Annotated in this window: 13 protein-coding genes; 6 read left to right on the top strand and 7 right to left on the bottom strand. The window is 67.5% G+C overall.

The genetic code is table 11. The features are described from left to right. Window positions 1-48 precede the first annotated feature (48 nt). The 4 genes from tgt (at window position 49) to secF (ending at window position 4,791) form a co-directional block, all read left to right on the top strand. The gene (gene tgt, locus ACCQ04_RS12295; protein WP_016903293.1) at window positions 49-1,194 is read left to right on the top strand and encodes a tRNA guanosine(34) transglycosylase Tgt; all 1,146 of its coding nucleotides are present in this window, start codon (window positions 49-51) and stop codon (window positions 1,192-1,194) included. A 131-nt stretch (window positions 1,195-1,325) separates the two neighbouring features. Beyond that, window positions 1,326-1,679, top strand: a complete 354-nt coding sequence (yajC, locus tag ACCQ04_RS12290; RefSeq protein WP_016903294.1) for a preprotein translocase subunit YajC — start codon at window positions 1,326-1,328, stop codon at window positions 1,677-1,679. A 186-nt stretch (window positions 1,680-1,865) separates the two neighbouring features. Then, entirely contained in the window at window positions 1,866-3,710 is a 1,845-nt protein-coding gene (gene secD, locus ACCQ04_RS12285) for a protein translocase subunit SecD (protein WP_226427650.1), read from the top strand. 112 nt (window positions 3,711-3,822) lie between these two features. Next, complete coding sequence (secF, locus tag ACCQ04_RS12280; protein ID WP_016903296.1) at window positions 3,823-4,791, top strand: protein translocase subunit SecF; 969 nt, start codon at window positions 3,823-3,825, stop codon at window positions 4,789-4,791. Window positions 4,792-5,134: 343 nt separating this feature from the next. Here secF and ACCQ04_RS12275 read toward each other — a convergent pair whose 3' ends face one another. The 4 genes from ACCQ04_RS12275 to ptsP form a co-directional block, all read right to left on the bottom strand. After that, entirely contained in the window at window positions 5,135-6,412 is a 1,278-nt protein-coding gene (locus ACCQ04_RS12275) for a carbohydrate porin (RefSeq protein ID WP_016904598.1), read from the bottom strand. Between the two features lie 185 nt (window positions 6,413-6,597). Beyond that, window positions 6,598-8,334: a PTS fructose transporter subunit IIC gene (locus tag ACCQ04_RS12270; protein ID WP_104568308.1), complete on the bottom strand. Its 1,737-nt coding sequence runs from the start codon at window positions 8,332-8,334 to the stop codon at window positions 6,598-6,600. Between the two features lie 111 nt (window positions 8,335-8,445). Further along, on the bottom strand, window positions 8,446-9,402 hold the full coding sequence (gene pfkB, locus ACCQ04_RS12265) for a 1-phosphofructokinase (protein WP_226427651.1): 957 nt from the start codon (window positions 9,400-9,402) through the stop codon (window positions 8,446-8,448). After that, window positions 9,399-11,918, bottom strand: a complete 2,520-nt coding sequence (gene ptsP / locus ACCQ04_RS12260; RefSeq protein ID WP_154832193.1) for a phosphoenolpyruvate--protein phosphotransferase — start codon at window positions 11,916-11,918, stop codon at window positions 9,399-9,401. Before ptsP ends, pfkB begins: the two co-directional genes overlap by 4 nt. A 162-nt stretch (window positions 11,919-12,080) precedes the next feature. On the opposite strand from ptsP, the gene ACCQ04_RS12255 reads away from it, so the two are divergent. Beyond that, window positions 12,081-13,070, top strand: coding sequence for a LacI family DNA-binding transcriptional regulator (locus ACCQ04_RS12255; RefSeq protein ID WP_226427652.1), 990 nt, complete (start codon window positions 12,081-12,083; stop codon window positions 13,068-13,070). A 579-nt stretch (window positions 13,071-13,649) separates the two neighbouring features. Here ACCQ04_RS12255 and ACCQ04_RS12250 read toward each other — a convergent pair. The 3 genes from ACCQ04_RS12250 to ACCQ04_RS12240 are packed head-to-tail and all read right to left on the bottom strand — an operon-like array spanning window position 13,650 to window position 18,814. Further along, entirely contained in the window at window positions 13,650-16,820 is a 3,171-nt protein-coding gene (locus ACCQ04_RS12250; RefSeq protein WP_065031636.1) for a multidrug efflux RND transporter permease subunit, read from the bottom strand. A gap of 12 nt (window positions 16,821-16,832) precedes the next feature. Further along, a complete protein-coding gene (locus ACCQ04_RS12245) occupies window positions 16,833-18,140 on the bottom strand; it encodes an efflux RND transporter periplasmic adaptor subunit (RefSeq protein WP_226427653.1) in 1,308 nt (435 codons plus the stop codon). Between the two features lie 14 nt (window positions 18,141-18,154). Beyond that, entirely contained in the window at window positions 18,155-18,814 is a 660-nt protein-coding gene (locus ACCQ04_RS12240; protein ID WP_046343139.1) for a TetR/AcrR family transcriptional regulator, read from the bottom strand. Window positions 18,815-19,103: 289 nt separating this feature from the next. Here ACCQ04_RS12240 and ACCQ04_RS12235 point away from each other — a divergent pair, with 289 nt between their 5' ends. Next, entirely contained in the window at window positions 19,104-24,113 is a 5,010-nt protein-coding gene (locus ACCQ04_RS12235; protein WP_104576080.1) for an NAD-glutamate dehydrogenase, read from the top strand. The last annotated feature ends 258 nt before the right edge of the window (window positions 24,114-24,371 follow it).

Here is a 24,371-nt window from a genome sequence, read left to right as displayed (position 1 = left end):
CTCGCTTTTGCCAACCCCGAATCCCCAATTTCCAATCCCGGCCTTTCAATGTCCCGACTCCAGTTCCAGCTTCAAGCCACCGACGGCCATGCCCGGCGTGGGCGTCTGACCTTTCCGCGTGGCACCGTCGAGACGCCGGCGTTCATGCCGGTGGGCACCTATGGCTCGGTCAAGGGCATCCTGCCCGAGCAGATCCGCGCACTGGGTGCGGAGATCATCCTGGGCAATACCTTCCACCTGTATCTGCGCCCGGGCCTGGATGTGATCGGCGATCACGGCGGGTTGCACGGGTTTGCGCGCTGGGACGGGCCGATCCTCACCGATTCGGGCGGGTTCCAGGTGTTTTCGCTGGCGCATCGCCGCAAGATCACCGAGCAGGGCGTGACCTTCGCCTCGCCCACCGATGGTGCGCGGGTGTTCCTGGGCCCGGAAGAGAGCATGCAGATCCAGAAGGTGCTCGATTCGGACATCGTGATGATCTTCGACGAATGCACGCCGTACCCGGCCACCGAAGAGGTAGCGCGGCGCTCGATGGAGCTGAGCCTGCGCTGGGCGCAGCGCTCGCGGCAGGCGCATGACGGGCTGGGCAACGACGCGGCGCTGTTCGGCATCGTGCAGGGCGGGGTGCATCCGGACCTGCGCAGCCGCTCGCTGGACGGGCTGCAGGGCATCGGGTTCGACGGCTACGCCATCGGCGGGCTGGCGGTGGGCGAGCCGGAGCATGAGCGCAACGCGATGCTGGAACACCTGCATCCGCGCCTGCCGGCCGACCGCCCGCGTTACCTGATGGGCGTGGGCCGGCCGGAGGACCTGGTCGAAGGCGTGGCACGGGGCGTGGACATGTTCGACTGCGTGATGCCCACCCGCAATGCGCGCAACGGGCATTACTTCACCTCCTTCGGCACCGTGCGCATCCGCAACGCCAAGTACGAGCGCGACCTGGACACCATCGAGCCGGGCTGCGGCTGCCATGCCTGCAGCAGCGGCTACACACGTTCCTACCTGCGCCATCTGGACCGCTGCAACGAGATGCTGGCGCCGATGCTGGGCACCCTGCACAACCTCTGGTACTACGAGAAGTTGATGGCCGACCTGCGTGCGGCGATCGCCTCGGGAACCTTTGCCGAGTTCCGGCGGTCCTTCTATGCGGCACGCGGCGCCATCACGCCGCCGTTGCCGGGGGAAACCAGCTGAGACCGGCCGTCCGCGCCCTTGCGCGGACGGTTTGGAACCTGCATGGCATAATTCCCGGCTGTTCCGCTCCGGCGGTACCTGAATAGCGAGCGGCCGGTTGGCGCGCTGGCACCCAAACTAGGATGCACTGAATGAATCTGCTCGATTTCCTGATCCCCGTCGCCCAGGCGCAGGCCACTGGCGGCGCGCCGGCGCCCGGCCCGATGGGCGGCCTGTCCACCTTCGCGCTGCCGATCATCCTGATCGCGGTCATGTACTTCCTGATGATCCGCCCGCAGATGAAGCGCCAGAAGGAGCACAAGTCGCTGCTGGACAAGCTGGCGCGCGGCGACGAGGTCATCACCTCCGGCGGCGTGGCGGGCGTGATCACCGATATCGGCGACAACTTCATCACCGTGGAAGTGGCCGACAACGTGCGCATCCGCGTACAGAAGAGTGCCGTGGGCCACGTGCTGCCCAAGGGCACGCTGAAGTCTGCCAACTAAGCGGCAACCAACCCGCTGCGCCCACTGTCAGGTGGGCGCAGTCGGTGCCGCGAACCGGCGCTGAGCGCGCTGCTCCGCGGCACCGCCGCATCCACCTGACGACCGCTGGCGACGTTGTGTTGGCCGCCTGAAGTCGTTCTCACTGCTAGGCGCGTCGCCGGGATGGTGTCGCGCGGGACTGTCGCAATGCTTGAATTTCCTCGCTGGAAGTATTTCCTGATCCTGCTGGTGCTGGCGGTCAGCGCGTTGTACGCGTTGCCCAACATCTACCAGAAGGACCCGTCCGTGCAGATCACCGCCAGCCGCGGTGCCCAGCTCGACGACGCCTTGCGCAGCCGCATCGACGCCGACCTCAAGGCCGCCGGCATCACGCCGAAGGCCGTCACCCGGGAAGGCGACAGCCTGATGGTGCGCCTGCCCAACCTGCAGGCACAGACCCGCGCCAACGACGTGCTGCGCCAGCAACTGGGCGAAAACTACACGGTGGCGCTGAATCTGGCCTCGACCGTGCCGGACTGGCTGGCCAAGCTGGGCGGCCGGCCGATGGTGCTGGGCCTGGACCTGGTCGGCGGCGTGCACTTCGCCATGCAGGTGGACCAGAAGGCCGCGCTGGAAAAGCGCCTGGAAGGCTTTGCCGAAGACATCCGCACCACGTTGCGTGACGGCCGTATCGCCTATCGCTCGGTCGAGCGCCGCGGCGACAACAGCATCCAGGTCAGCCTGAGCGAGGGCGCCAGCGTCGACGCCGCGCGCACCGCGCTGGCCAAGTCGCAGCCGACCCTGACCTACGACGTCAGCGGCCAGAACATCTCGGTCAAGGTGCCGGAGGCCGAACTCAAGCAGATCGCCAGCGGCGCGATCGAGCAGAACCTCACCACCTTGCGTAACCGCGTCAACGCGCTGGGCGTGTCCGAACCGACCATCCAGCGCCAGGGCGAGGACCGCATCGTGGTCGAACTGCCCGGCCTGCAGGACACCGCCGAGGCCAAGCGCCTGATCGGCGCCACCGCCTCGCTGGAGTTCCGCGCGGTGGTCGAAGGCAATGCCGAAGACGCCGTGCGCAGCGGCAGCATCCCGCCCGAAGCCAAGGTCTACCGCGTGCGCGATACCGGCGCGCCGGTGCTGCTCAACAAGCGCGCGCTGGTGACCGGCGACCAGATGGTCAGTGCCAGCGTCAGCACCGACCAGAACGGCATGCCGGCGGTGGCAGTGACGCTCAACAACGTCGCCGGCCAGCGCATGCTCGACTACACCAGCGCCAACGTCGGCAAGCTGATGTCGGTGGTCTACATCGAGCGCATTCCCACCGTCAGCATGGTCGACGGCAAGGAAGTGCGCAGCGTGCGGGTCAAGGAAGAGGCGCTGTCTCCGACCCGTATCGCCGGCGTGTTCGGCAAGAACTTCCAGACCACCGGTCTGGAAAAGACCGAAGCGGAGAACCTGGCCAAGTTGTTGAAATCCGGCTCGCTGGCCGCACCGATGGATTTCGTTGAGGAATACGTGATCGGCCCGAGCCTGGGCGCAGAGAACGTGGAGCGCGGCGTCACTGCGGTGGTCTACTCGTTCCTGTTCACACTGGTGTTCTTTACCGTCTATTACCGCGTGTTCGGCGCGATCACCTCGGTGGCGCTGCTGTTCAACCTGCTGATCGTGGTGGCGGTGATGTCGCTGTTCGGCGCCACCATGACACTGCCGGGGTTTGCCGGTCTGGCCCTGTCGGTGGGCCTGTCGGTGGACGCCAACGTGCTGATCAACGAGCGTATCCGCGAGGAGCTGCGACTGGGCGTGCCGGCCAAATCGGCGATTGCGGCCGGTTATGAAAAGGCCGGCGGCACCATCCTGGACGCCAACCTCACCGGTCTGATCGTGGCGGTGGCCTTGTACGCGTTCGGCACCGGCCCGCTGAAGGGCTTCGCGCTGACCATGATGATCGGTATCTTCGCCTCGATGTTCACCGCGATCACCGTGTCGCGTGCGCTGGCGGTGCTGATCTACGGCCGCCGCAAGAAGCTGAAGACCGTCGCTATCTGAGATGCGAGTCCGGCCTTGCCTCCGCAGCGCGCTGCTGGGGGCGGGGGATGAATCCCTTCGCAAGCGTTGCGCATCCTGACGGTGCGCAACGTCTAAACGGAAGATCTTTTCCATGAAATTGTTCCCGCTCCATCTCATTCCCAACGACACCAAGATCGACTTCATGCGCCTGCGCAAGCCGGTGCTGATCCTGATGCTGGTGATCGCGGTGGCCTCGGTCGGCGTCATCGTCGGCAAGGGCTTCAACTACGCATTGGAATTCACCGGCGGCACGCTGGTGCAGACCTCGTTCCAGAAGACCGTGGACGTGGATCAGGTGCGCGAGCAGCTGGCCAAGGCCGGCTTCGAGAACGCCCAGGTGCAGAACGCGCGCGGCGGCAACGAAGTGATGATCCGCCTGCAGGCGCGCGAGCAGCACAACAACCGCGACGATGCCGCAACCACCGTCGCCGAAGAAGTGCGCAAGGCTGTCAGCACCGCGCAGAATCCCGCCACCGTACAGCCGGGCGAGTTCGTCGGCCCGCAGGTCGGCAAGGACCTGGCCTTGAACGGCGTGTACGCCACGGTGTTCATGCTGGTGGGTTTTCTGATCTACATCGCCTTCCGCTTCGAGTGGAAGTTCGCCGTGGTCGCCAGCCTGACCGCCTTGTTCGACCTGCTGGTCACCGTGGCCTTCGTGTCGCTGACCGGCCGCGAGTTCGACCTGACCGTGCTGGCCGGCCTGTTGTCGGTGATGGGCTTTGCGATCAACGACATCATCGTGGTGTTCGACCGCGTGCGCGAAAACTTCCGCGCGTTGCGGGTGGAGCCGCTGGAAGTACTGAACCGCTCGATCAACCAGACGTTGTCGCGCACGGTGATCACCGCGGTGATGTTCTTCCTGTCGGCACTGGCCCTGTACATCTACGGCGGCGAGTCGATGGAAGGCCTGGCCGAGACGCACATGATCGGCGCGGTGATCGTGGTGATCTCCTCGGTGATCGTGGCAGTGCCGATGCTGAGCATCGGGCCGTTCGCCGTCACCAAGCAGGATCTGCTGCCCAAGGCCAAGGACGTGGAGGCGCTGGCGCGTCGTCCCTGATTGGTCATCGATCTTCGATCACGAAAAAACCGCGCGCTGCGCGGTTTTTTCGTTTTGGCGCATCGAGCAGGGCAACGCGACGTATCGTAGGAGCGCGCCTGAGCGCGACGAGGCTTTATCGGTAACGCCTCATCGCGCCCGGGTGCGCTCCTACGGAGCAAGGCGAAGTGCGCTGGCTAAACCCGCCGAAACCAGGTCAGCCATGCAGTGCAATGCGTCGTAGGAGCGCGCCTGAGCGCGACCGGGCTTTATCGGGAATGCCTCATCGCGCTCAGGCGCGCTCCTACCAAGCTAGGTAAGTGCGCTGCATCGTCCTGCAACGCACGCACCGATCCTCGCGGACTTACAGATTCCAGTCGATCCGCATGCCCGCAATCAACGCATTCTTCAGATCGTTGGTGCGGGTCGGTTCGTTGAACTGGTCGGGGTTGATCACGTAATGCAGGTTCGGCGCGATGCGCAGGCGCTTGGTGACCTGGATGCCGTAGCTCAGCTCCATCATGATCTGGTTGTCGGCCGGGGTGCCGGTGCCGCCGGCCGAGGCGCGGGCCAGGCGCAGGTTTTCGATGGCTTCGTCGCTGTATTTCTGCTGGGTGATCACGAACGCAATGTTGTCCTGCGGGCGGCTGGCGAAGGTACCTTTCTGCACCAGGCCCAGTTGCACGAAGTGGTCCTCGATCGCCTGACCACCGGTGCTCTTGAGGATGGCGCCGAACACGGTCAGGCCTCGGGCGCCGGACGGATCCGGGTTGGTGACCTGTTGTTCGAAGCGGGCGAACATGCCCGAGCGGCCCTGCTTGTTCTCGTAGCCCAGGCCGCTGAGCACGGCCGGGTTGCCGTTGCGGTCGCGCAGCGGGTCGGTGTAGTCGGAGTTGTCCTGCCAGCCGCCCAGTTCGTACATCGCGGCCATGCTGCCGTCGCCGCCCTTGTTCTTGTAGCCGACCGCGTAAGGCACCACCACGCCGGTGGTGTCGTCGGTGCTCCACTTCAGCCCGTGCTGGCCGTCCTGGGCCTGCACCGGGTTCACCTCGTAGGCGCCCACATGCACGTAGACCTTGGGCGTGACCCAGGCGGTGGCATGCGCGGCCCAGCTGGACACCGGCCAGTAGGTGAAATTGCTGGTGCGGAACACGAAGGTGGGGTTGCCGCAGGCCGAGTTGCCCTGGAAGTACTGGCACAGGTCCGAGCCGAGGAAGTGGATGTTGGCCACGCTGCGGCCGGCTTCCAGTTCCAGGCGGTCGTCGAACAGTTTCTGCAGCAGGGTGAAGTTGGCCAGCCGCGTGCCCTGGCCGCCGTAGATCTCCTGCACCGAGGTGCTGTTGCCGATGCTGCTGTTGGCCAGGTTGGTGCCGTGGCGGTTGGTGACGTACAGCTTGACGGTGGCGCCGCCCCAGCCGAACAGGCGGTCCATGTCGACGTCGGTACCGACCATCAGCTGGCCGGCATAGGCGTCGCCGTTCTTGCGGCCGCCATCGATCATCGAGGCGGCTTCGCCGGTGTAACCCAGCTTGAGCTTGAAGGCATCGGCGGCATCCTGCGCGTGGGCGAGCGGGGTCAGCGCCAGTGCCAGCGACAGGCACAGCAGGCGGGGACGGGCATGGCGGGGGGCGAGGACGGTCATGGCAGGACTCCGAACGAAGGAAGGCGTGGCCGGGTGGCGAACGCGACAGCTAGGGGATGGGCAAGCCGCTGGCCGCGCACGAGGGTGCGCAGCGCAGCGGTGAAACCAGTCAGGGGTGGAGCGGGGCGGCGATCAGGCGTGGCGCATGCGCGGGCGGCAAGCGCCAGTGGCGGGGTGGCCGAAGGTCAGGCGACCACGTCGGCCACCGGCTTCTTGAGCAGGCGCAGTGCCACCGCGGTGACCACCACGCCGACCACCAGGGCCAGCACGTAATTGAGCAGGTGGGTCACTGCGTTGGGGATCAGCAGCACGAAGATGCCGCCATGCGGTGCCTTCAATTCGGCACCGGCGGTCATCGAGATGGCGCCGGCCACGGCCGAGCCGATCACCAGCGCCGGGATGGTGCGCAGCGGGTCGCGCGCGGCATACGGGATGGCGCCTTCGGTGACGAAGGCCAGCCCGAGCACGCCGGCGGCCGTGGCCGAGCCGCGCTCTTCCACGGTGAAGCGGTTGCGGAACACCCAGGTGGCGAGCGCGATGCCCAGCGGCGGGGTCATGCCGGCGACCATGGCGGCGGCCATCGGGGTGTAGACCTGGCTGGCGATCAGGCCGGTGGAGAACGCATAGGCGGCCTTGTTGACCGGCCCGCCCATGTCGAAGGCCATCATGCCGCCAAGCAACAGGCCCAGCAGCAACGCGCTGCTGCCCTGCATGCCGCGCAGCCAGGCGGTGAGCCAGGCCAGCAGGTCGGCCACCGGCTGGCCGAACACGTACATCATCGCCAGCCCGACCAGCAGCGTGCCCAGCACCGGCAGGATCAGCACCGGCTTGAGTCCTTCCAGGTTACGCGGCAGGCGGATGTAGCGGTTGAGCGCGGCCACGCCGTAGCCGGCGATGAAGCCGGCGATGATCCCGCCTAGGAAGCCGGCATTGAGGTTGGCTGCAACCAGGCCGCCGATCATGCCGGGCGCGATGCCGGGGCGGTCGGCGATGGAGTAGGCGATATAACCGGCCAGCGCGGGCACCATCAGGGTGAAGCCGGCCTTGGCGCCGATCTGGAACAGCGACCAGGCCAGCGTGCCCTGGTGCGCATCGTCGCCGGCATAGATGCCGCCGAGCGCGAATGCCAGCGCGATCAACAGGCCGCCGGCGGTGACGAAGGGCAGCATGAACGACACGCCGGTCATCAGGTGCTTGTAGGCGCCGGTGCGGCCGTTGCCGGTGTTTTCGGCCTTGGCGGCGCCTGCGACCGGCGCCGCGCCGCCGTGCACGCCGGCTTCGGCCAGCGCTTTCTGGATCAAGGCCGGGCCATCGTTGATCGCCGGCTTGGTGCCGCTCTTGAACAGGCGCTTGCCGCCGAAACGGGCCAGGTCGACTTCGCGATCGGCGGCGATCAGCACCAGGTCGGCATCGCGGATTTCCGCGTCGGTCAGGGCGTCCTGCGCGCCGACCGAGCCCTGGGTTTCCACGCGGATCTGGTAGCCGAGTTTCTTCGCGGCCTGCTGCAGGCCTTCGGCGGCCATGAAAGTGTGCGCGATGCCGGTAGGGCAGGAGGTGATCGCAACGATGCGCTTGCTGCCGGTGCCCGCGCTGGCTGCGGCAGCCGATGCATTGGTGGCAGCCGGTGCGGCGAGCTGGTTCACCGCGGCGGCCGGGTCGTCCAGTACCGCGCCCAGGCTCAGGCGCAGCAGCTGCGCGTCGCCGAAGCGGGCGGTGTCGGCATCGGCGTCGCCGATCACCAGCACCTGGCTGGCGGCGCTGGCCAGTTCGCCCGGCAATGCGCCGAGCACGCCCTGGTCGCTGCGGATTTCGATCGTCACGCTGCGCCCTGCGGCGGTGGCCGCGCGGCGCAGCGCTTCGGCCGCCAGGACGGCTTCGGTGCTGCGGTCGCCAGCGGCGATGACCACGATGGAAGAGGACATGCAAATCTCCTGCGTTGTTCGGTCGCCGGCAAACGCCGGCGGGATACGTGGTGTCTTGCGCAAAACACCGGCGCGCTGCGCTGGCGCAGCCAGCGTTCGCGCGGGCGTTTGCTACGAGAGCGGGTCGATGACGATCTCGCCGGCGAGCTTGCGCACCTGCTGCGGGTTCAGCCGGCGCGCATCGCCGCTTTCCAGCCGGCTGAGCGAGAACGCGGTCGCCAGCCGTGCGCACCTTTCCAGATCGGTGGACTCGCCAAGCAGCGCGGCGGCCAGGCCGGCCACCATCGCGTCACCGGCGCCCACGCTGCTGCCCTGCGCCAGGCGCGGCGGACGCGCGATCAGGCGCTGGTCGCGCTGCACGAACAGCGCGCCTTCGGTCCCCATCGAAATGACCACCAGCTGGATGCCGCGTGCGATCAGTTCGTGCGCGGCGGCGCTGAGGGCGGCATGGTCGCTCAGCGGGCGGCCGGTCCAGGCTTCCAGTTCGTGGCGGTTCGGCTTGACCGCGTACGGCAGCGCCTGGCGCGCGGCACCGAGTGCGGCCACCAGCGGCGCGCCACTGGTGTCCAGCAGCACGCGCGCACCGGCGGCGCTGGCCTGGGCCTGCAGCTGCGCCCAGCTGTCGTCGGGCAGGCCGGCCGGCAGGCTGCCCGACAGCACCACCGGCAGGCCGGGGCGCAGCAGCGGGGCGAGGTGATCGGCCACGCCCTGCAGGTGCGGCTGGCCCAGGCGCAGGCCGGGCAGGTTGATGTCGGTGGTGTCGTTGCTGCGCGCTTCGACCAGCTTGAGATTGGTACGGGTCTCGCCGGCCACGCGCTGGCAGTGATCGGCAATGCCGCGCTCGCGGAACAGCGCCTCGAACACGCCGGCATTGCCGACCCCGAGCACACCGAGCGCGGCGACCGGGCTGCCCCAGTCGGCCAGACAGGCGGCCACGTTGATGCCCTTGCCGCCGGCATCGTTGCGCACGCTGCTGGCGCGATGCACCGCACCCGGCTGCAGGCTGTCGAGCTGGATGGTCTGGTCGATCGCCGGGTTCAGCGTCACCGTGATGGCGTGCAGGTTCATGCCTGGCCCTCGCGCTGGGCTTCCAGTGCGCGCACCTGTTCAGCGGTTTCGCAGTTCAGCGCCTGCTCGGCGAGCTGTTGCAGCGTGCTCAGCGCGGTGCCGCGCAGGCGTGCCTTCACCGCCGGGATGTCGTTGGGCGTCATCGACAGTTCCTGCACGCCCAGGCCGGCCAGCAGGCTGGCGCCGAACGGATCACCGGCCAGGCCGCCGCACACGCCGACCCAGCGGTCGTGTTTGCGCGCACCTTCGATCGTGCTGCGGATCATGCGCAGCACCGCCGGGTGCAGGCTGTCGGCTTCGGCGGCCAGCTCCGGGTTCTGGCGGTCGATCGCCAGCACGTACTGGGTCAGGTCGTTGGTGCCGATCGAGAAGAAGTCCGCATGGCGCGCCAGCACGTCGGCCTGCGCGGCGGCGGCGGGTACCTCGATCATGATGCCGATCGGCACCTCCGGCGCGTCGAGTTCGGCGCGGATGCGCGCGCAGATGGCGCGCAGGGTGATCAGCTCCGGCACCGAGGTGATCATCGGAAACATGATCGACAGCCGCGCCCCGTCCTTGGCGGCGCGGTACAGCGCACGCAGCTGCGGTTCGAGCAGGTCCGGGCGACGCAGCAGCAGACGCGCGCCGCGGACGCCCAGGAACGGGTTTTCCTCGTGCGGCAGCTCCAGATGCGCCACCTGCTTGTCGCCGCCGATGTCCAGCGCGCGCACGATCAGCGGGCGGCCATCCAGCGCCTGCGCCATCGCCAGGTAGGTCGCGTGCTGCTCGTCCTCGCTGGGCGTGCTGCCGCTTTCCAGGAACAGGAATTCGGTCCGCATCAGGCCGACGCCTTCGGCGCCCTGGGTCAGCGCCATTGCGACCTGGTCGGGCAGGTTGACGTTGGCGCCGATGTCGATGTGGTGGCCGTCGCTGGTTTCGGCTGGCAATGCGCGCTGCGCGGCCTCGCGCTCGCGGATCGCCTGCTGCTCGGCGATATGCGTGCGCGCCGCATCCAGATCCAGCTCGGACGGGTTGATGTACAGCCGCCCGCTGCTGCCGTCGATGATGGCGGTGACGCCGTCTTCGATATCCATGAGTTGGCCGCCGGCCGCGACCAGCGCCGGCAGGCCGAGCGTGCGCGACAGGATCGCGGTATGCGAGGTCGGCCCGCCTTGCGCGGTGGCCAGGCCGAGCACGCGTGCGGTGTCCAGGTTGGCGGTGTCCGACGGTGACAGATCGCCGGCCAGCAGGATGCAGGGCTGCTCGGGCAGGTCGGTCAGGCCGGCGCCTGCAGCGGCCGGGTCGAGCTGGGCCAGCACGCGGCGGCCGACGTCGCGCAGGTCGGCCGCGCGGCCGGCCAGCACCGGGTTGCCGAGTGCGGCCAGGCCCGAGGCGATCTGTTCCACCGCCTGATGCCACGACCACGCCACGCCGTGGCCTTCGACCATCAGCTGGCAGGTGCGGGTGATCAGGTCGGTGTCGTTGAGCAGTTCGGCCTGGGCCTTGAAGATCGCCGCGTCCGAGGCGCCGAGCCTGCGCTGAGTATCGTCCTGGATCGCCGCCAGCTGCTGGCGGGTGCGGGTCAGCGCGTCGTGCAGCAGCGCGCCGCCATCGCCCAGGCCGACCGGTTGATCGGCCACCTCGGTCTGCGCCGCGCGCAGCCGGTGCACGATGCCGATCGCCACGCCCGGGCTGGCGCCGATGCCGACGATGGCCGGCTGCGCCTGCGGCGGCGTCCAGCCGGCCACCGGGGCGGCGCGGCGTTGCGCGGCACGCTCGGCATCGGCCTTTTCCTGCGCGGTCAGGCTGTCCATCACTGCGCGCAGGCGCTTGAGCAGCGCACCCGCATCAGTGCCTTCGGCCGAAACGGTGATGCTGTCGCCGGCACGCAGGCCCAGCTGCAGCAGGCCGACCAGGCTCTTGGCATCGGCGGCCTGGTCGCCGGCGCGCACCTGGGCGCGTGCCGAGAAACCGCGCGCGGTCTCGGCCCAACGCGTGGCCGGGCGGGCGTGCAGGCCGCTGGGGTAGGCGATGGTCCATTCGAAGGATTCGGCCAGATCGGTGGCCGGTGCGGCGCTGCTGTCGGGTGCGCGGTCGCCGGTCAAGGCCGCCACGATCACGCCGGGGTCGTCGGTGGTGAACAGCGCTTCCAGCTGGGCCGGGTCCTGGATCAGGCGGGTCAGCCGGCGCAGCAGGGTGATGTGGGTGTCGGACTGGGCGGCGATGCCGACCACCAGCCGGGTGGTCTGGCCCGGGTTCCATTCCACGCCCTCGGGCAACTGCAGCACCGCGATGCCGTCGCGGCGCACCAGGTGGCGGTCTTCGCCGACGCCGTGCGGGATCGCCAGGCCGTGGCCGAGGAAGGTGTTCGCCAGGCCTTCGCGGCGCCGCATGCTGGCGTCGTAGCCCGGCGCCACGCAGCCGGCGGCGACCAGCAACTGGGCGGCCTGCGCGATGGCGTCGTCCTTGTCGCGGGCATGCGCCCGCAGGCGCACAAGTTCGGGGGTGACGGGGGCGGCTGGCGACGGAGAGGACAAGACGGACTCCGGGGGTGGGGACGGGCTGGGCAGTATAGTGGGAACGTTCCCATGTTCCAGGTCAATGTGCGCTGCACAAAAACGTTGTAGTGCTTTCGGGTTAGCATCGAACCAGAGACGGCGCCTGGCCCCAGGTGCGCAAATGGAGCGGGAACGGTCCCAGTGAGTATCAGCATCAATGACGTGGCCCGGGTGGCCGGGGTTTCCAAATCGACGGTCTCGCGCGCGCTGGGCACCGGCCCGGTCAGCGAGGAGGTGCGGGCCAAGGTCGAGGCGGCGGTGCGCCAGACCGGCTACCGGCCCAACCTGATGGCGCGGCGCCTGCGGTCCCAGCAGTCCGGCATCCTGGGGGTGATCGTCGCCGACATCCGCAACCCGTACTTCACCGCGCTGATCCGTGCGGTGGAGGAGGTGGCCTACCGCGCCGGCATGCGCGTGACCCTGTGCAATACCGACGAAGACCCCGAGCGCGAGGCGCTGTACCTGCAATTGATGCAGGAAGAACGCATCACCGGGCTGATCTTCGCGCCGACCCGCAGCACGGTCGGGCGCATGCACGAGCTGGTGCTGGACTACCCGACCGTGCTGGTGGACCGCGCCGGCCCCGGCAGCCGCTACGACAGCGTGGTGCTGGACAACGCCGCGGCCATGGGCGAGCTGGTCGCGCATCTGCAGACACAGGGGTATCGGCGCATCGGCGGGCTGTTCGGCACCAGTACCACCGCGACCGAGCGCCGCAACGGCTATCTGGCCGCGATGGCGGTGCCGGGGTTGACGCCGGCTTACCGCGAAGTGGCGCCCACCGCCGAAGCGGCGATCGCCGAAGTCGGCCAATGGCTGGCCGGCGCTGACTGCCCCGACGCCATCGTGACCAGTAACAGCCTGCTGTTGATGGGCGCGCTCAAGGCCGCCCGCACCGCCCGGCTGCGCATCCCCGACGACCTGGCCCTGGCCGGCTTCGACAACGAGCGCTGGACCGACCTGGTCGAGCCGGGCATCACCGTGGTCGAGCAACCGGTAGAAGACATGGGCCGCGCGGCGATGTCGCTGCTGCTCGAGCGTTTGAGCAATCCGCAGCTGCCGATCCGCCGCATGGTGATGACCGGCCGCTGCGTGGTCCGCGGCTCCACCGGCGCACGCCCGCGCACCTAGCCGCCCTCGTCGTAGGAGCGCACCCGGGCGCGACGGGCGGCACCGGTGAGGCCTATCGCGCCCAGGTGCGCTCCTACGACGGCATGGCGGTTGTCGCGGATCGCGCTGCGCGGGTCCTGTCGAAGCACGCCATGTCACCAATCCCCGCCACTCCGTAGGAGCGCACCCGGGCGCGACGGGCGTTACCGGTGAGGCCTATCGCGCCCAGGTGCGCTCCTACGACGGCATGGCGGTTGTCGCGGATCGCGCTGTGCGGGTCCTGTCGAAGCACGCCATGTCACCAATCCCCGCCACTCCGTAGGAGCGCACCCGGGCGCGACGGGCGTTACCGGTGAGGCCTATCGCGCCCAGGTGCGCTCCTACGACGGCATGGCGGTTGTCGCGGATTGCGCTGCGCGGGTCCTGTCGAAGCACGCCATGTCACCAATCCCCGCCACCCCGTAGGAGCGCACCTGGGCGCGACGGGCGTTACCGGTACAGCTCATCGCGCCCGGGTGCGCTCCTACGAGACATGACTGCAGCGCAGCCAAAAAAAGCCCCGGCACTGCCGGGGCTTTTCGTTCTACGCCATGTCCGGGATCAGCGATCCGGACGATGCGGGCCCGAGTCGTTCTGCGCGAGCAGGTATTCCTTTGACTGTTCGTCCAGCTTGTCGCCCAGCATGCGGCGCACCACCACGAAGAACAGCGGGATGAAGATCACGCCGAGCACGGTGGCGAACACCATGCCGCCGATCACGCCGGTACCGATGGAGTGACGCGAGTTGGCGCCGGCACCGGTGGAGATGGCCAGCGGCAGCACGCCCAGGATGAACGCGAACGAGGTCATCAGGATTGGGCGGAAGCGCAGATGCGCCGCTTCCAGCGTCGCCTCGCGCAGCGTCTTGCCCGCCGCACGCTGCTCCACCGCGAACTCCACGATCAGGATCGCGTTCTTGGCCGCCAGGCCGATCACGGTGATCATGCCGATCTTGAAGTACAGATCGTTCGGCAGACCGCGCAGCATCGAGAAGGTGATCGCACCCAGCACGCCGATCGGCACCACCATCAGCACCGCCACCGGAATCGACCAGCTCTCGTAGAGCGCGGCCAGGCACAGGAACACCACCACCACCGACAACGCCAGCAATAGCGTGGCCGCATTACCGGCAATGATTTCCTGGTACGACATGCCGCTCCAGTCGAAACCGAAGCCTGGCGGCAGGTCGTTGTTGACGATCTCCTCCATCGCGGTCATCGCCTGGCCGGAGCTGCCGCCCGGCGCCGGGTTGCCGACGATATTCACCGCCGAATAGCCGTTGTAGCGGTTCAGTGCCGGCGAGGCGTAGGTCCAGTCGGCCTTGACCACATTGCTCAGCGGAATCATCCCCGGCTGACCATCGGCACCGGTGGCCGTGGCGCTGGGGCTGAAGAAGCTGCGCAGCGACTCGGGGCCGGTACGGAACTGGTCGTCGGCACGGATGTTGACGCGCTTGATGCGGCCTTCGGAAAAGTAGTCGTTGATGTAGACAGGCGCCAGCATCAGCTGGATCGAGCTGTAGACGTCGCTGACGTCCAGGCCCATCGACTGCGCCTGCACACGGTCCACGTGCAGCTGCAGCTGCGGCGCGTCTTCCAGGCCGTTCGGGCGCACGCCCACCATGGTGTCCTGCTTTTCCGCCGCCTTGCCCAGCACGATGTTGCGCGCCTGGGTCAAAGCTTGCTGGCCTGCGCCGGAGCGGTCCTGCAGCCACATGTCGAAGCCGCCGAACTGGCCCAGGCCCTGCACGGTGGGCAGGTTGACCACGAAGATCTGCGCGCCCTTGATGCCGTAGAAGGCGCCGTTGAGCTGCTGGATCAACTGCTCGGCAGTGACGTCACGCTCTTCCCACGGCTTGAGCCGGATGAAGCCCATGCCGACGTTTTCGCCCGAACCCAGGAAGCTGAAGCCGGCGATCTGCAGCATGCCTTCCACGGCCGGCTGCTTCTCCAGCACCGCACGCATCTGCGCGAAGGCCTCGTTGGTGCGGATCTTGGTCGCGCCCGGCGGCAGCTGCACGATGGCCACTGCAAAGCCTTGATCCTCTTCCGGCAGGAAGCTGCCCGGCATGCGGGTGAACAGGAAGCCGCACAGCACCACCAGCACCACGAACACGATCATCCACGGCGGCGAGCGCTTGAGGGTGTGGCCGACCACGCCGACATAGCGATGCGCCAGCTTGTCGTAGTACTTGTCGAAGGTGCGGTAGATCCAGTTCTTCTTGGTCGAATGGGTCGACTTGAGGAACGCGCCGCACAGCGCCGGGGTGAAGCTCAGCGCCAGGAACGCGGAGAACCCCATCGACATGGCGATGGTCAGTGCGAACTGCTTGTAGATCGCGCCCGAAGCGCCCGGTTGCAGCGAGGAGGGGATGAACACCGCCGCCAGCACCACGGTGATGGCCACCACCGCGCCGGTGATCTGGGTCATCGCCTTCTGGGTGGCCGCCTTCGGCTCCAGGTGTTCCTCGCTCATGATGCGTTCGACGTTCTCGATCACCACGATCGCGTCGTCGACCACGATGCCGATCGCCAGCACCATCGCAAACAGCGTCAGCTGGTTGATGGTGAAGCCGATCATGTACATGCCGAAGAACGTGCCCAGCAGCGCGACCGGAATCACCAGCGTGGGGATCACGGTGGCGCGGAAGTTCTGCAGGAACAGCAGCATCACCAGGAACACCAGCACGATGGCTTCCACCAGCGTGTGGATCACTTCCTCGATGGAGATGCGCACGAAGGTGGTCGATTCGTACGGCGCAAACCAGGTCACGCCCTGCGGGAAGGTCGGCTGCAGCTCGTCGAGCTTGGCACCGACCGCCTCGGACACGTTCAGGGCGTTGGCGCCCGGCAACAGCTGGATACCGAAGGCGCCGGTGGGCTTGCCGTTGTACTGGGTGTCGAAGCCGTAGTTGCTCGGCCCCACGGTGACCCGTGCGACGTCCTTCAACCGCACCGTGGCACCGTTGTTGTCGGTGCGCAGGATGATGTTCTCGAACTGGTCCGGCGAGCTGAAGCGGCCCTCGGCAGAGACCGTGGCGGTGAAGCTGATGCCTTCCGGGGTCGGGTCGGCGCCCACCGAACCGGCCGCGAACTGCACGTTCTGGTTGCGCACCGCGGTCAGCACCTGGGTGGCCGACAGGTTGTAGCCCTGCAGCTTCTCCGGGTTCAACCAGATGTTCATCGCGTACTCGGCGCCGAACTGGTTGGTGCTGCCCACGCCGGGCACGCGCGAGATCTGCTCGAGCACGCGCGAGCCGACGATGTCGTTGAGCGCGTCGCGGTTGATCGACGGGTTGTCCGAGCGCAACGCGGCCACCATCAGGAAGCCGGCGTTGGCCTTGGCCACCACCACACCCTGCTGGGTGACTTCCGAGGGCAGGCGCGGCGTGGCCAGCGACACCTTGTTCTGCACCTGCACCTGCGCGATATCCGCGTCGGTGCCGGTTTCGAAGGTCAGCGTGATGGTCACGCGGCCGTTGGCGGCCGAGGACGAGTTGAAGTACAGCAGGTGGTCGATACCGGTGAGCTGCTGCTCGATGACCTGGGTCACCGCTTTTTCGGCGGTATCAGCGCTGGCGCCGGGGAAGTTGGCGGTGACGGTGACCTGCGGCGGGGCGATCGTGGGGTACGACTCGATACCCAGATTCAGGATCGAGATCACGCCCGCAAGCGAGATCAGGATCGCCACCACCCAGGCAAAGACAGGGTGTTCGATGAAAAACTTAGGCATGTCCGGGTTCCGTTACTGCTGCTTGGACTGGGAGTCGGCCGGCTGCGCCGCAGCGTCCGGCTTGGACTGTTCCTGCGCGGCCGGTGCCGCTGCATCGGCCTTGTCGGCCGCCGGTGCGGCCTGCGCGCCGCCGCCCTGGGCAGCGGCGGGAGCCGCGCCCGGTGCGCCGGGCTGGCCGCCCTGCGCCGGCTTGTTCGGATCCCACGGCACGCCCTTGGCCGGCTGGCCTTCCTTCGCCTTCTGCACGCCGTCGACGATCACCTGGTCGCCCGGGGTCACGCCCGCGGTGACGATCCACTGGCCCTTCTGCTGGCCATCGACGGTGAGATTCTTGCGCACCACCTTGCCGTCCTTGCCCAGCACCAGCGCGTAGGCGCCGGTGGCATCGCGCTGCACGGCCTGCTGCGGCACCAGGTAGGCGTTGTTTCGCTGGCCAAGGCTGGCCTTGAAGGTCACGAACGCGCCCGGCAGCAGCGCCTGCTCCGGATTGGGCAGGGTCGCGCGCAGCGACACCGCACCGGTGCTCGGGTCCACCGTCACCGCCGACACATCCAGCGTACCCGGGTGCGGGTACTGCGTGCCGTTGCCCAGTTCCACGTTGATGGTGGACTTGCCGTCGCCGCTGAGCTGCACGTTGCCGCTGCTCTGGGCCTGGCGCAGGGCGGCGAGCTCTTCGCTGCTCATCGCAAAGTTCACGTACAGCGGGTCGATCTGGTCGACCGTGGTCAGCAGGGTCGCCTCACCGGCGCCCACCAGCGCACCTTCGGTCACGCGCTGGATGCCGGCGCGGCCGGTGATCGGCGAGGTGACGCTGGCAAAGCCGAGCTGGATGCGGGCGGACTGGACCTGGCCGCGTGCCTGCTGCACGTTGGCGCCGGAGGAGCGCTCGGTGGCTTCGGCGTTGTCGATGTCGGCACGCGACACATATTGCTGCGGGGCCAGGCTGCGCGCGCGCTTGGCGGCGACCTGGGCATTGGCATAGGTCGCCTCGGCGGCGGCCAGCTGGCCTTGCGCCTGCAGCAGCGTGGCCTTCAGCGGCGCCGGGTCGATCTCGAACAGCGGCTGGCCTTCCTTGACGTCGGTGCCTTCGGTGTACAGGCGCTTGAGCAGCACGCCGTCCACGCGCGCACGCACGTCGGCCGAGCGGAACGCCGACAGCCGGCCGACCAGGTCGCGTTCCAGCGGCAGGGTCTGCGGCTTCATTTCCAGCACCGACACTTCCGGCGGCGGCGGCGCCTGCTGTTGTTCGGGCTTGCTGCAGGCAGCCAGCGCCAGGGTGATGGCACAGGCCAGGCCGAATGTGCGGAGCGGGGCGATCATCAGGAGGAACTCCGTTAGGGTCTTGAAGTGAGAAAGGAAAGCGGGGACAGCGAAGGCGTGGCAGCGACCGCGGCAAATGCGCGCAGGAAGGTGTCGACAGCGAATTGCGCCCACTGCTGCCTGGCGGGAAGGCCGGCGCGGTGGGGAACCTGAAAGCGTTGCCGGTCGAAATCCAGACCGACGATCATGCTCAACAGCAGTTCGGCCATACAGTGCGGATCGTCATGGCGCAGCTGGCCGGCCTGCATCGCCTGCTCGAAGCGCTGCGCCAGGCGCTGCTGCATGCCGACGACCCCGTCCTGGAAGATCTGCTGCGACTGATCGGGGAACCGGTGCGATTCGGCTTCCACCAACCGGCAGGTCTGTAACACATCCGGGCGGTTCAGGCGGTCAAGGTGGGCCAGTGCGAAGGCCAGCAGATCCTCGCGCAACTCGCCCGAGGCGGTGCCTAGCGGCACCGTGGCCAGGTGCACATGGTCCTGGAGCACATCGCGCAGCAGGTTTTCTTTACAACCGTAATAACTATAGAGCGTCTGCTTGGAGCAGCCGGCGCGCTCGGCCACCGCATCCATGCTCAGCCGCATGCCGCGCTCGGCAAGCAGCGCGTGCACAGCCGCATGGATACGGCGATCGCAGTCCGAGCGCCGGGCAGCACGGTGGGAATGGGGGGTCATGGCGGTAGACTATACCGTCCAGTTTAGTTTTTAAACAGGCTTGACGGTCGCAGTTCTGTCTGCGCAACGCCTTGTGGCCCAAGCGCCCGGCCGGACTTTGCCGGTTGTGGCGGTCTGGCGGCTGGCCATGCAGGCGCCAATCCGGCGCCGCTGCAGGAATTGCAGTCGGGTAGTGCTTTTGCGCCGCGCCGGGGGCGGGCGCCCGACCAGGATTTTGCGCTATGCAGCAAGGCGTCTTCATCCGGCGCCGGTACAATTCAGGTTTTCCACCGAGCATCCCAGCGCTCTCATGACAGCCAAGAAAGCTGCTTCGAAATCGTCCACGACGTCGGTCAAACCGGTCGCCGACCATGCCGTCCCCGTGCTTGCCACCGCGCCGCAGGCGGTCACCCTGGAGCCGGTGTTTGCCGCGTTGCGCAAGCGCTACCCGGCCGCCCGCCAGTCCGAGGTGCAGTTGTTCGCCGCCGACTTCTACCGGCGCATGGAAGAGGACGAGTTCCCCAACCACCCGGCCGAACAGTGGGCGGCCCTGGCGGCGGACATGCTGGAATTTGCGCGCACGCGCAAGGCCGGCACGGTCAACGTGCGGGTGTTCAACCCGACCCTGAAGAGCCACGGTTACGAATCGCCGCACACGCTGCTGCAGATCGTCAACGACGACATGCCGTTCCTGGTGGACTCGGTGAGCATGACGCTGTCGGACCTGGGCATCGGCGTGCACGTGCTCGGCCACCCGGTGCTGCGCATTGCGCGCGACAAGGCCGGCAAGCTGACCGCGGTGGGCGAGGGCAAGAGCGAGTCGCTGATGGTGCTGGAGATCGACCGCCAGCCCGCCGAGGACATGCCCAAGGTGGAAGCGGCGGTGCGCAAGGTGCTGGGCGAGGTGCGCGCGATCGTGCACGACTGGGCGTCGATGCGCGAAAAGATGGTGATGCTGGCCGACGACCTGGCCACCCGCCGCCTGCCGATGGACGACATCAGCCGCCACGAGGCGCAGGAGTTCCTGCGCTGGGCGGCGGCCGATCACTTCACCTTCTTCGGTTATCGCGAGTACCGCGTGGAGAAGCAGGACGGCCAGGACGTGCTGGCGCCGGTGGAAGAAACCGGCCTGGGCCTGATGCGCGGCCGCGACACCTCACCGGCGCGCCCGGTGACCACGCTGGCGGCGCACGGCCTGAACACCTCGGCCAAGCTCAAGGATGCGCTGATCCTGACCAAGACCAATGCGCGCTCGCGCGTGCATCGGGTCGGCTACATGGATTACATCGGCATCCTGGAATTCGATGCCAAGGGCCGCATCGTCGGCGAGCAGCGCTTCCTGGGCCTGTTCACCTCCAGCGCCTACAACCGCCGCCCGTGGGAAATCCCGCTGGTGCGCCAGCGCCACGAATACGTGATGAGCAAGTCCGGGCTGACCCCGAGCAGCCACAGCGGCAAGGCGTTGCGGCACATCCTCGAGACGCTGCCGCGCGAGGAGCTGTTCCAGTCCAACGAGGAAGAGCTGTATCGCACCGCGATCGGCATCCTCGGCCTGCAGGAGCGCGTGCGCAGCCGCATGTTCCTGCGCCGCGACAAGTACAGCCGCTTCATCTCCGCGCTGGTGTACATCCCGCGCGAACGCTTCAACACCGATGTGCGGCTGCGCATCGAGGCCTTGCTCAAGGACGCGCTGCACGGCGAATACATCGATTCCAGCGTGGTGCTGGGCGAGTCGCCGCTGGCGCAGCTGCACCTGATCGTGCGGCCCAAGAGTGGCGAGGCGCTGGAATTCAACACCACCGAACTCGAGGCGCGGCTGGCGCATCTGCTGCGCAACTGGCGCGATGCCCTGCGCGAGGCGCTGGTGGCGCGGCATGGCGAGGTCAATGGCCTGCGCATGGCCGCCAACTTCGGGCGTGCGCTGCCGGCCGGCTATATCGAGGACTCGTCGATCGAATCGGCGGTGTCCGACGTCGAGCATCTGGCCGCACTGGACGGCCCGGACGATCTGCACCTGAGCCTGCAGGAGATCCGTCGCGACGACGGCGTGCGGCTGGACGCCGGCGAAGGCCTGCGCCTGAAGCTGTATCGCCAGCTCGACGACATCCCGTTGTCCGACGCGATGCCGATGATGGAGAACATGGGCCTGCGGGTGATCTCCGAGCGGCCGTACCGGCTGCAGGTCGGCGAGACGCCGGTCTACATTCAGGATTTCGAGGTCGAATCGACCTCCGGCAAGATCAACGCTGCCAATGCCGACGCCGGTTTCGGCGAAGCCTTCGAGCGGATCTGGAGCGGCGATGCCGAAAACGACGGCTTCAACCGCCTGATTCTGGCCGCCGGCCTGCACTGGCGCCAGGTCGCGCTGCTGCGTGGCTACTGCAAGTATCTGCTGCAGACCGCGGTGCCGTTCTCGCAGGCCTATGTCGAGGCGACGTTCACCCGTTACCCGCTGCTGGCGCGCCTGCTGGTGGAACTGTTCGAAGCGCGCTTCGATCCGGCCACCGGCAGCGAGACCAAGGCGCAGATCTTCGCCGGGCAGGAACGCCTGCGCGAGGAACTGTCGGTGCTGGCCGGTGACGACGAGGCCACGCTCAAGGCCCTGGAGCCGGTGTTGCAGGCGCGCGGCAGCGACCGCGATGCGCAGCAGGAAGCCACCCGCGCCACGCTGCTGAAGCTGATGGACCGCGTCTCCAGCCTGGACGAGGACCGCATCCTGCGTAGCTTCATCGGTGTGATCGACGCCACGCTGCGCACCAACTATTACCAGACCGACAAGAGCGGCAAGCACGGCCACTGCATCAGCTTCAAGCTGGATTCTTCGATCGTGCCGGACCTGCCCAAGCCGCGCCCGTACCGCGAGATCTTCGTCTACAGCCCGCGGGTGGAAGGCGTGCACCTGCGCTTTGGCGCGGTGGCGCGTGGCGGCCTGCGCTGGTCGGACCGGCGCGAGGATTTCCGCACCGAGGTGCTGGGCCTGGTCAAGGCGCAGATGGTCAAGAACACCGTCATCGTGCCGGTCGGTGCCAAGGGCGGTTTCTACGTCAAGCGCTCGCCGGTCGGCGGCGACCGCGATGCGATCCAGGCCGAAGGCATCGCCTGCTACAAGCTGTTCATCCAGAGCCTGCTCGACATCACCGACAACATCGTCGGCGGCAAGATCGTGCCGCCGCCGCAAGTGGTGCGTCACGACCAGGATGATCCGTACCTGGTGGTCGCGGCCGACAAGGGCACCGCCACGTTCTCCGACATCGCCAACGGGCTTGCGCTGGACCACGGCTTCTGGCTGGGCGATGCGTTCGCTTCCGGCGGTTCGGTCGGTTACGACCACAAGGGCATGGGCATCACCGCGCGCGGTGCGTGGGAGTCGGTCAAGCGTCACTTCCGTGCGATGGGGCGCGACTGCCAGAGCCAGGACTTCAGCGTGGTCGGCATCGGCGACATGTCCGGCGACGTGTTCGGCAACGGCATGCTGTTGTCGCGGCATATCCGCCTGCTGGCCGCGTTCGATCACCGGCATATCTTCCTGGATCCCAATCCGGATGCCGCTGCCTCGTTCGCCGAGCGCGAGCGCCTGTTCAAGCTGCCGCGTTCCAGCTGGGCCGACTACGAGGCCAAGCTGATCAGCGCCGGCGGCGGCATCTATCCGCGCACGCTCAAGTCCATCGACATCAGCGCGCCGGTGCGCGAGGTCCTGGGCTTGGAATCCGACGTCAAGCAGCTCTCGCCCAACGAGCTGATGAACGCCATCCTCAAGGCGCCGGTGGACCTGTTCTGGAATGGCGGCATCGGCACCTACGTCAAGGCGTCCAGCGAGTCGCACGCCGATGTGGGCGACCGCGCCAACAACGGCCTGCGCGTCAACGGTGGCGAGCTGCGCTGCAAGGTGGTGGGCGAGGGCGGCAACCTGGGCCTGACCCAGCTCGGCCGCATCGAGGCCGCGCAGGCCGGGGTGCTGCTCAACACCGACTTCATCGACAACTCGGCCGGCGTGGACACCTCCGATCACGAGGTGAACATCAAGATCCTGCTCAACGACATGGTGCAGGCCAAGAAGCTCACCTACGACGCGCGCAACACGCTGCTCGCGTCCATGACCGACGAAGTGGCCGACCTGGTGTTGTGGGACAACTACCGCCAGAACCAGGCGATCAGCCTGATGGAGCGGATGAGCGTCAAACGTCTCGGCTCCAAGCAGCACTTCATCCGCACGCTGGAATTGCAGGGTCTGCTCGATCGGCAGATCGAGTTCCTGCCCTCCGATGCCGAACTGTCCGCACGCAAGGCGCGCGGACAGGGCTTGTCGCGCCCGGAGCTGTCGGTGCTGTTGTCGTACTCCAAGCTGGTGGCATTCCAGCAGCTGCTGGAATCGGATATTCCCGAAGACCCGTATCTGTCCAAGGAATTGCAGCGTTACTTCCCGCAGCCGCTGCAGAAGAAGTACGCCGATGCGATGGAGCGTCATCGCCTCAAGCGCGAGATCATCGCCACCGCGGTGACCAACACCACCATCAACCGCATGGGCGCCACCTTCCTGATGCGCATGCAGGAAGACACCGGCCGCAGCATCGCCGAGGTCGCCAAGGCCTACACCATCAGCCGCGAGACGCTGGATGCACGCGCGCTGTGGACGCAGATCGACGCGTTGGACGGCAAGGTGCCCGAGTCGGTGCAGATCGATGCATTGGAAGTGATCTGGCGCCTGCAGCGCTCGTTCGTGCGTTGGCTGTTGTTGCGTCCGGGCCAGATGCCGGGCATCACCGCGGCGGTGGAGCGTTACCACGGCCCGTTCAACGACATCCGTGTCGCTTCGGGCGTGCTTTCGGATACGCAGCGCCCGCAGTACGAAGCCAGCGTGCAGGAATGGCAGGACAAGGGCCTACCGCCGCAGCTGGCGCAGCAGTTGTCCGAGCTACGCTATCTGGAACCGGCCTTCGACATCATCGAAACCGCACGCACCCGCAAGCTCAAGCCGGTGGACGTGTCCAAGGTGCATTTCCGCCTGGGCGAAGCGCTGCGTTTGCCGTGGTTGTTCGAGCAGATCGACGCGCTGGAGGTCAACGGCCGCTGGCACGCGGTGGCACGTGGTGTACTGCGCGACGAGCTGGCCGCCCATCAACGCGCACTGGTGGCGCAGGTGCTGACCCTGCCCGGCAGCAGTGCCGAGGACAAGGTGGCCAACTGGCTGGCACGCGACGATTCCAGCCTGCGCTTCACCCTGGCCATGCTCGCCGATGTGGCCGAGCAGAAGACCCTGGACTACCCGACCGTGTCGGTCGCAGTGCAGCGTCTCGGGCAACTGGCGGCACACGGGATGTAAGCGTGTGCAGCGAGGTGATGGCGGAGCAAGTGCTTCGTCATCATCCTCGCGGTAGCCGGACGGCAACGTCGTTGTCTTGCATCAAAGAGCCGCCTTTCGGCTTGCTGCTGTGCACCTCAAACGACGCTTGCTGGTGAGTCGAGCGTGCGGTGCCCTCACCGCCCGTGGGACACGTCGTAAATTCGCCCGTGCAGGCTCCTTGGCGGCAACAATGCCGCCAAGGGCCCTGCAGACAAGCCGCAGATTGGGTGCCCTGCA

Origin of the sequence: Xanthomonas sp. NCPPB 2866 (assembly GCF_041475745.2) — a bacterium.
Lineage (GTDB): Bacteria > Pseudomonadota > Gammaproteobacteria > Xanthomonadales > Xanthomonadaceae > Xanthomonas > Xanthomonas arboricola.
The sequence above is the reverse complement of the archived record's forward strand: the minus strand, read 5'-3'. Positions and strand labels throughout refer to the sequence as shown.

Excerpts from the sequence above, each read along its gene's own strand:
- tgt (WP_016903293.1), top strand. The coding sequence starts at position 49 with ATGTCCCGACTCCAGTTCCAGCTTCAAGCCACCGACGGCCATGCCCGG.
- yajC (WP_016903294.1), top strand. The coding sequence starts at position 1,326 with ATGAATCTGCTCGATTTCCTGATCCCCGTCGCCCAGGCGCAGGCCACT.
- secD (WP_226427650.1), top strand. The coding sequence starts at position 1,866 with ATGCTTGAATTTCCTCGCTGGAAGTATTTCCTGATCCTGCTGGTGCTG.
- secF (WP_016903296.1), top strand. The coding sequence starts at position 3,823 with ATGAAATTGTTCCCGCTCCATCTCATTCCCAACGACACCAAGATCGAC.
- ACCQ04_RS12275 (WP_016904598.1), bottom strand. The coding sequence starts at position 6,412 with ATGACCGTCCTCGCCCCCCGCCATGCCCGTCCCCGCCTGCTGTGCCTG.
- ACCQ04_RS12270 (WP_104568308.1), bottom strand. The coding sequence starts at position 8,334 with ATGTCCTCTTCCATCGTGGTCATCGCCGCTGGCGACCGCAGCACCGAA.
- pfkB (WP_226427651.1), bottom strand. The coding sequence starts at position 9,402 with ATGAACCTGCACGCCATCACGGTGACGCTGAACCCGGCGATCGACCAG.
- ACCQ04_RS12250 (WP_065031636.1), bottom strand. The coding sequence starts at position 16,820 with ATGCCTAAGTTTTTCATCGAACACCCTGTCTTTGCCTGGGTGGTGGCG.
- ACCQ04_RS12245 (WP_226427653.1), bottom strand. The coding sequence starts at position 18,140 with ATGATCGCCCCGCTCCGCACATTCGGCCTGGCCTGTGCCATCACCCTG.
- ACCQ04_RS12240 (WP_046343139.1), bottom strand. The coding sequence starts at position 18,814 with ATGACCCCCCATTCCCACCGTGCTGCCCGGCGCTCGGACTGCGATCGC.
- ACCQ04_RS12235 (WP_104576080.1), top strand. The coding sequence starts at position 19,104 with ATGACAGCCAAGAAAGCTGCTTCGAAATCGTCCACGACGTCGGTCAAA.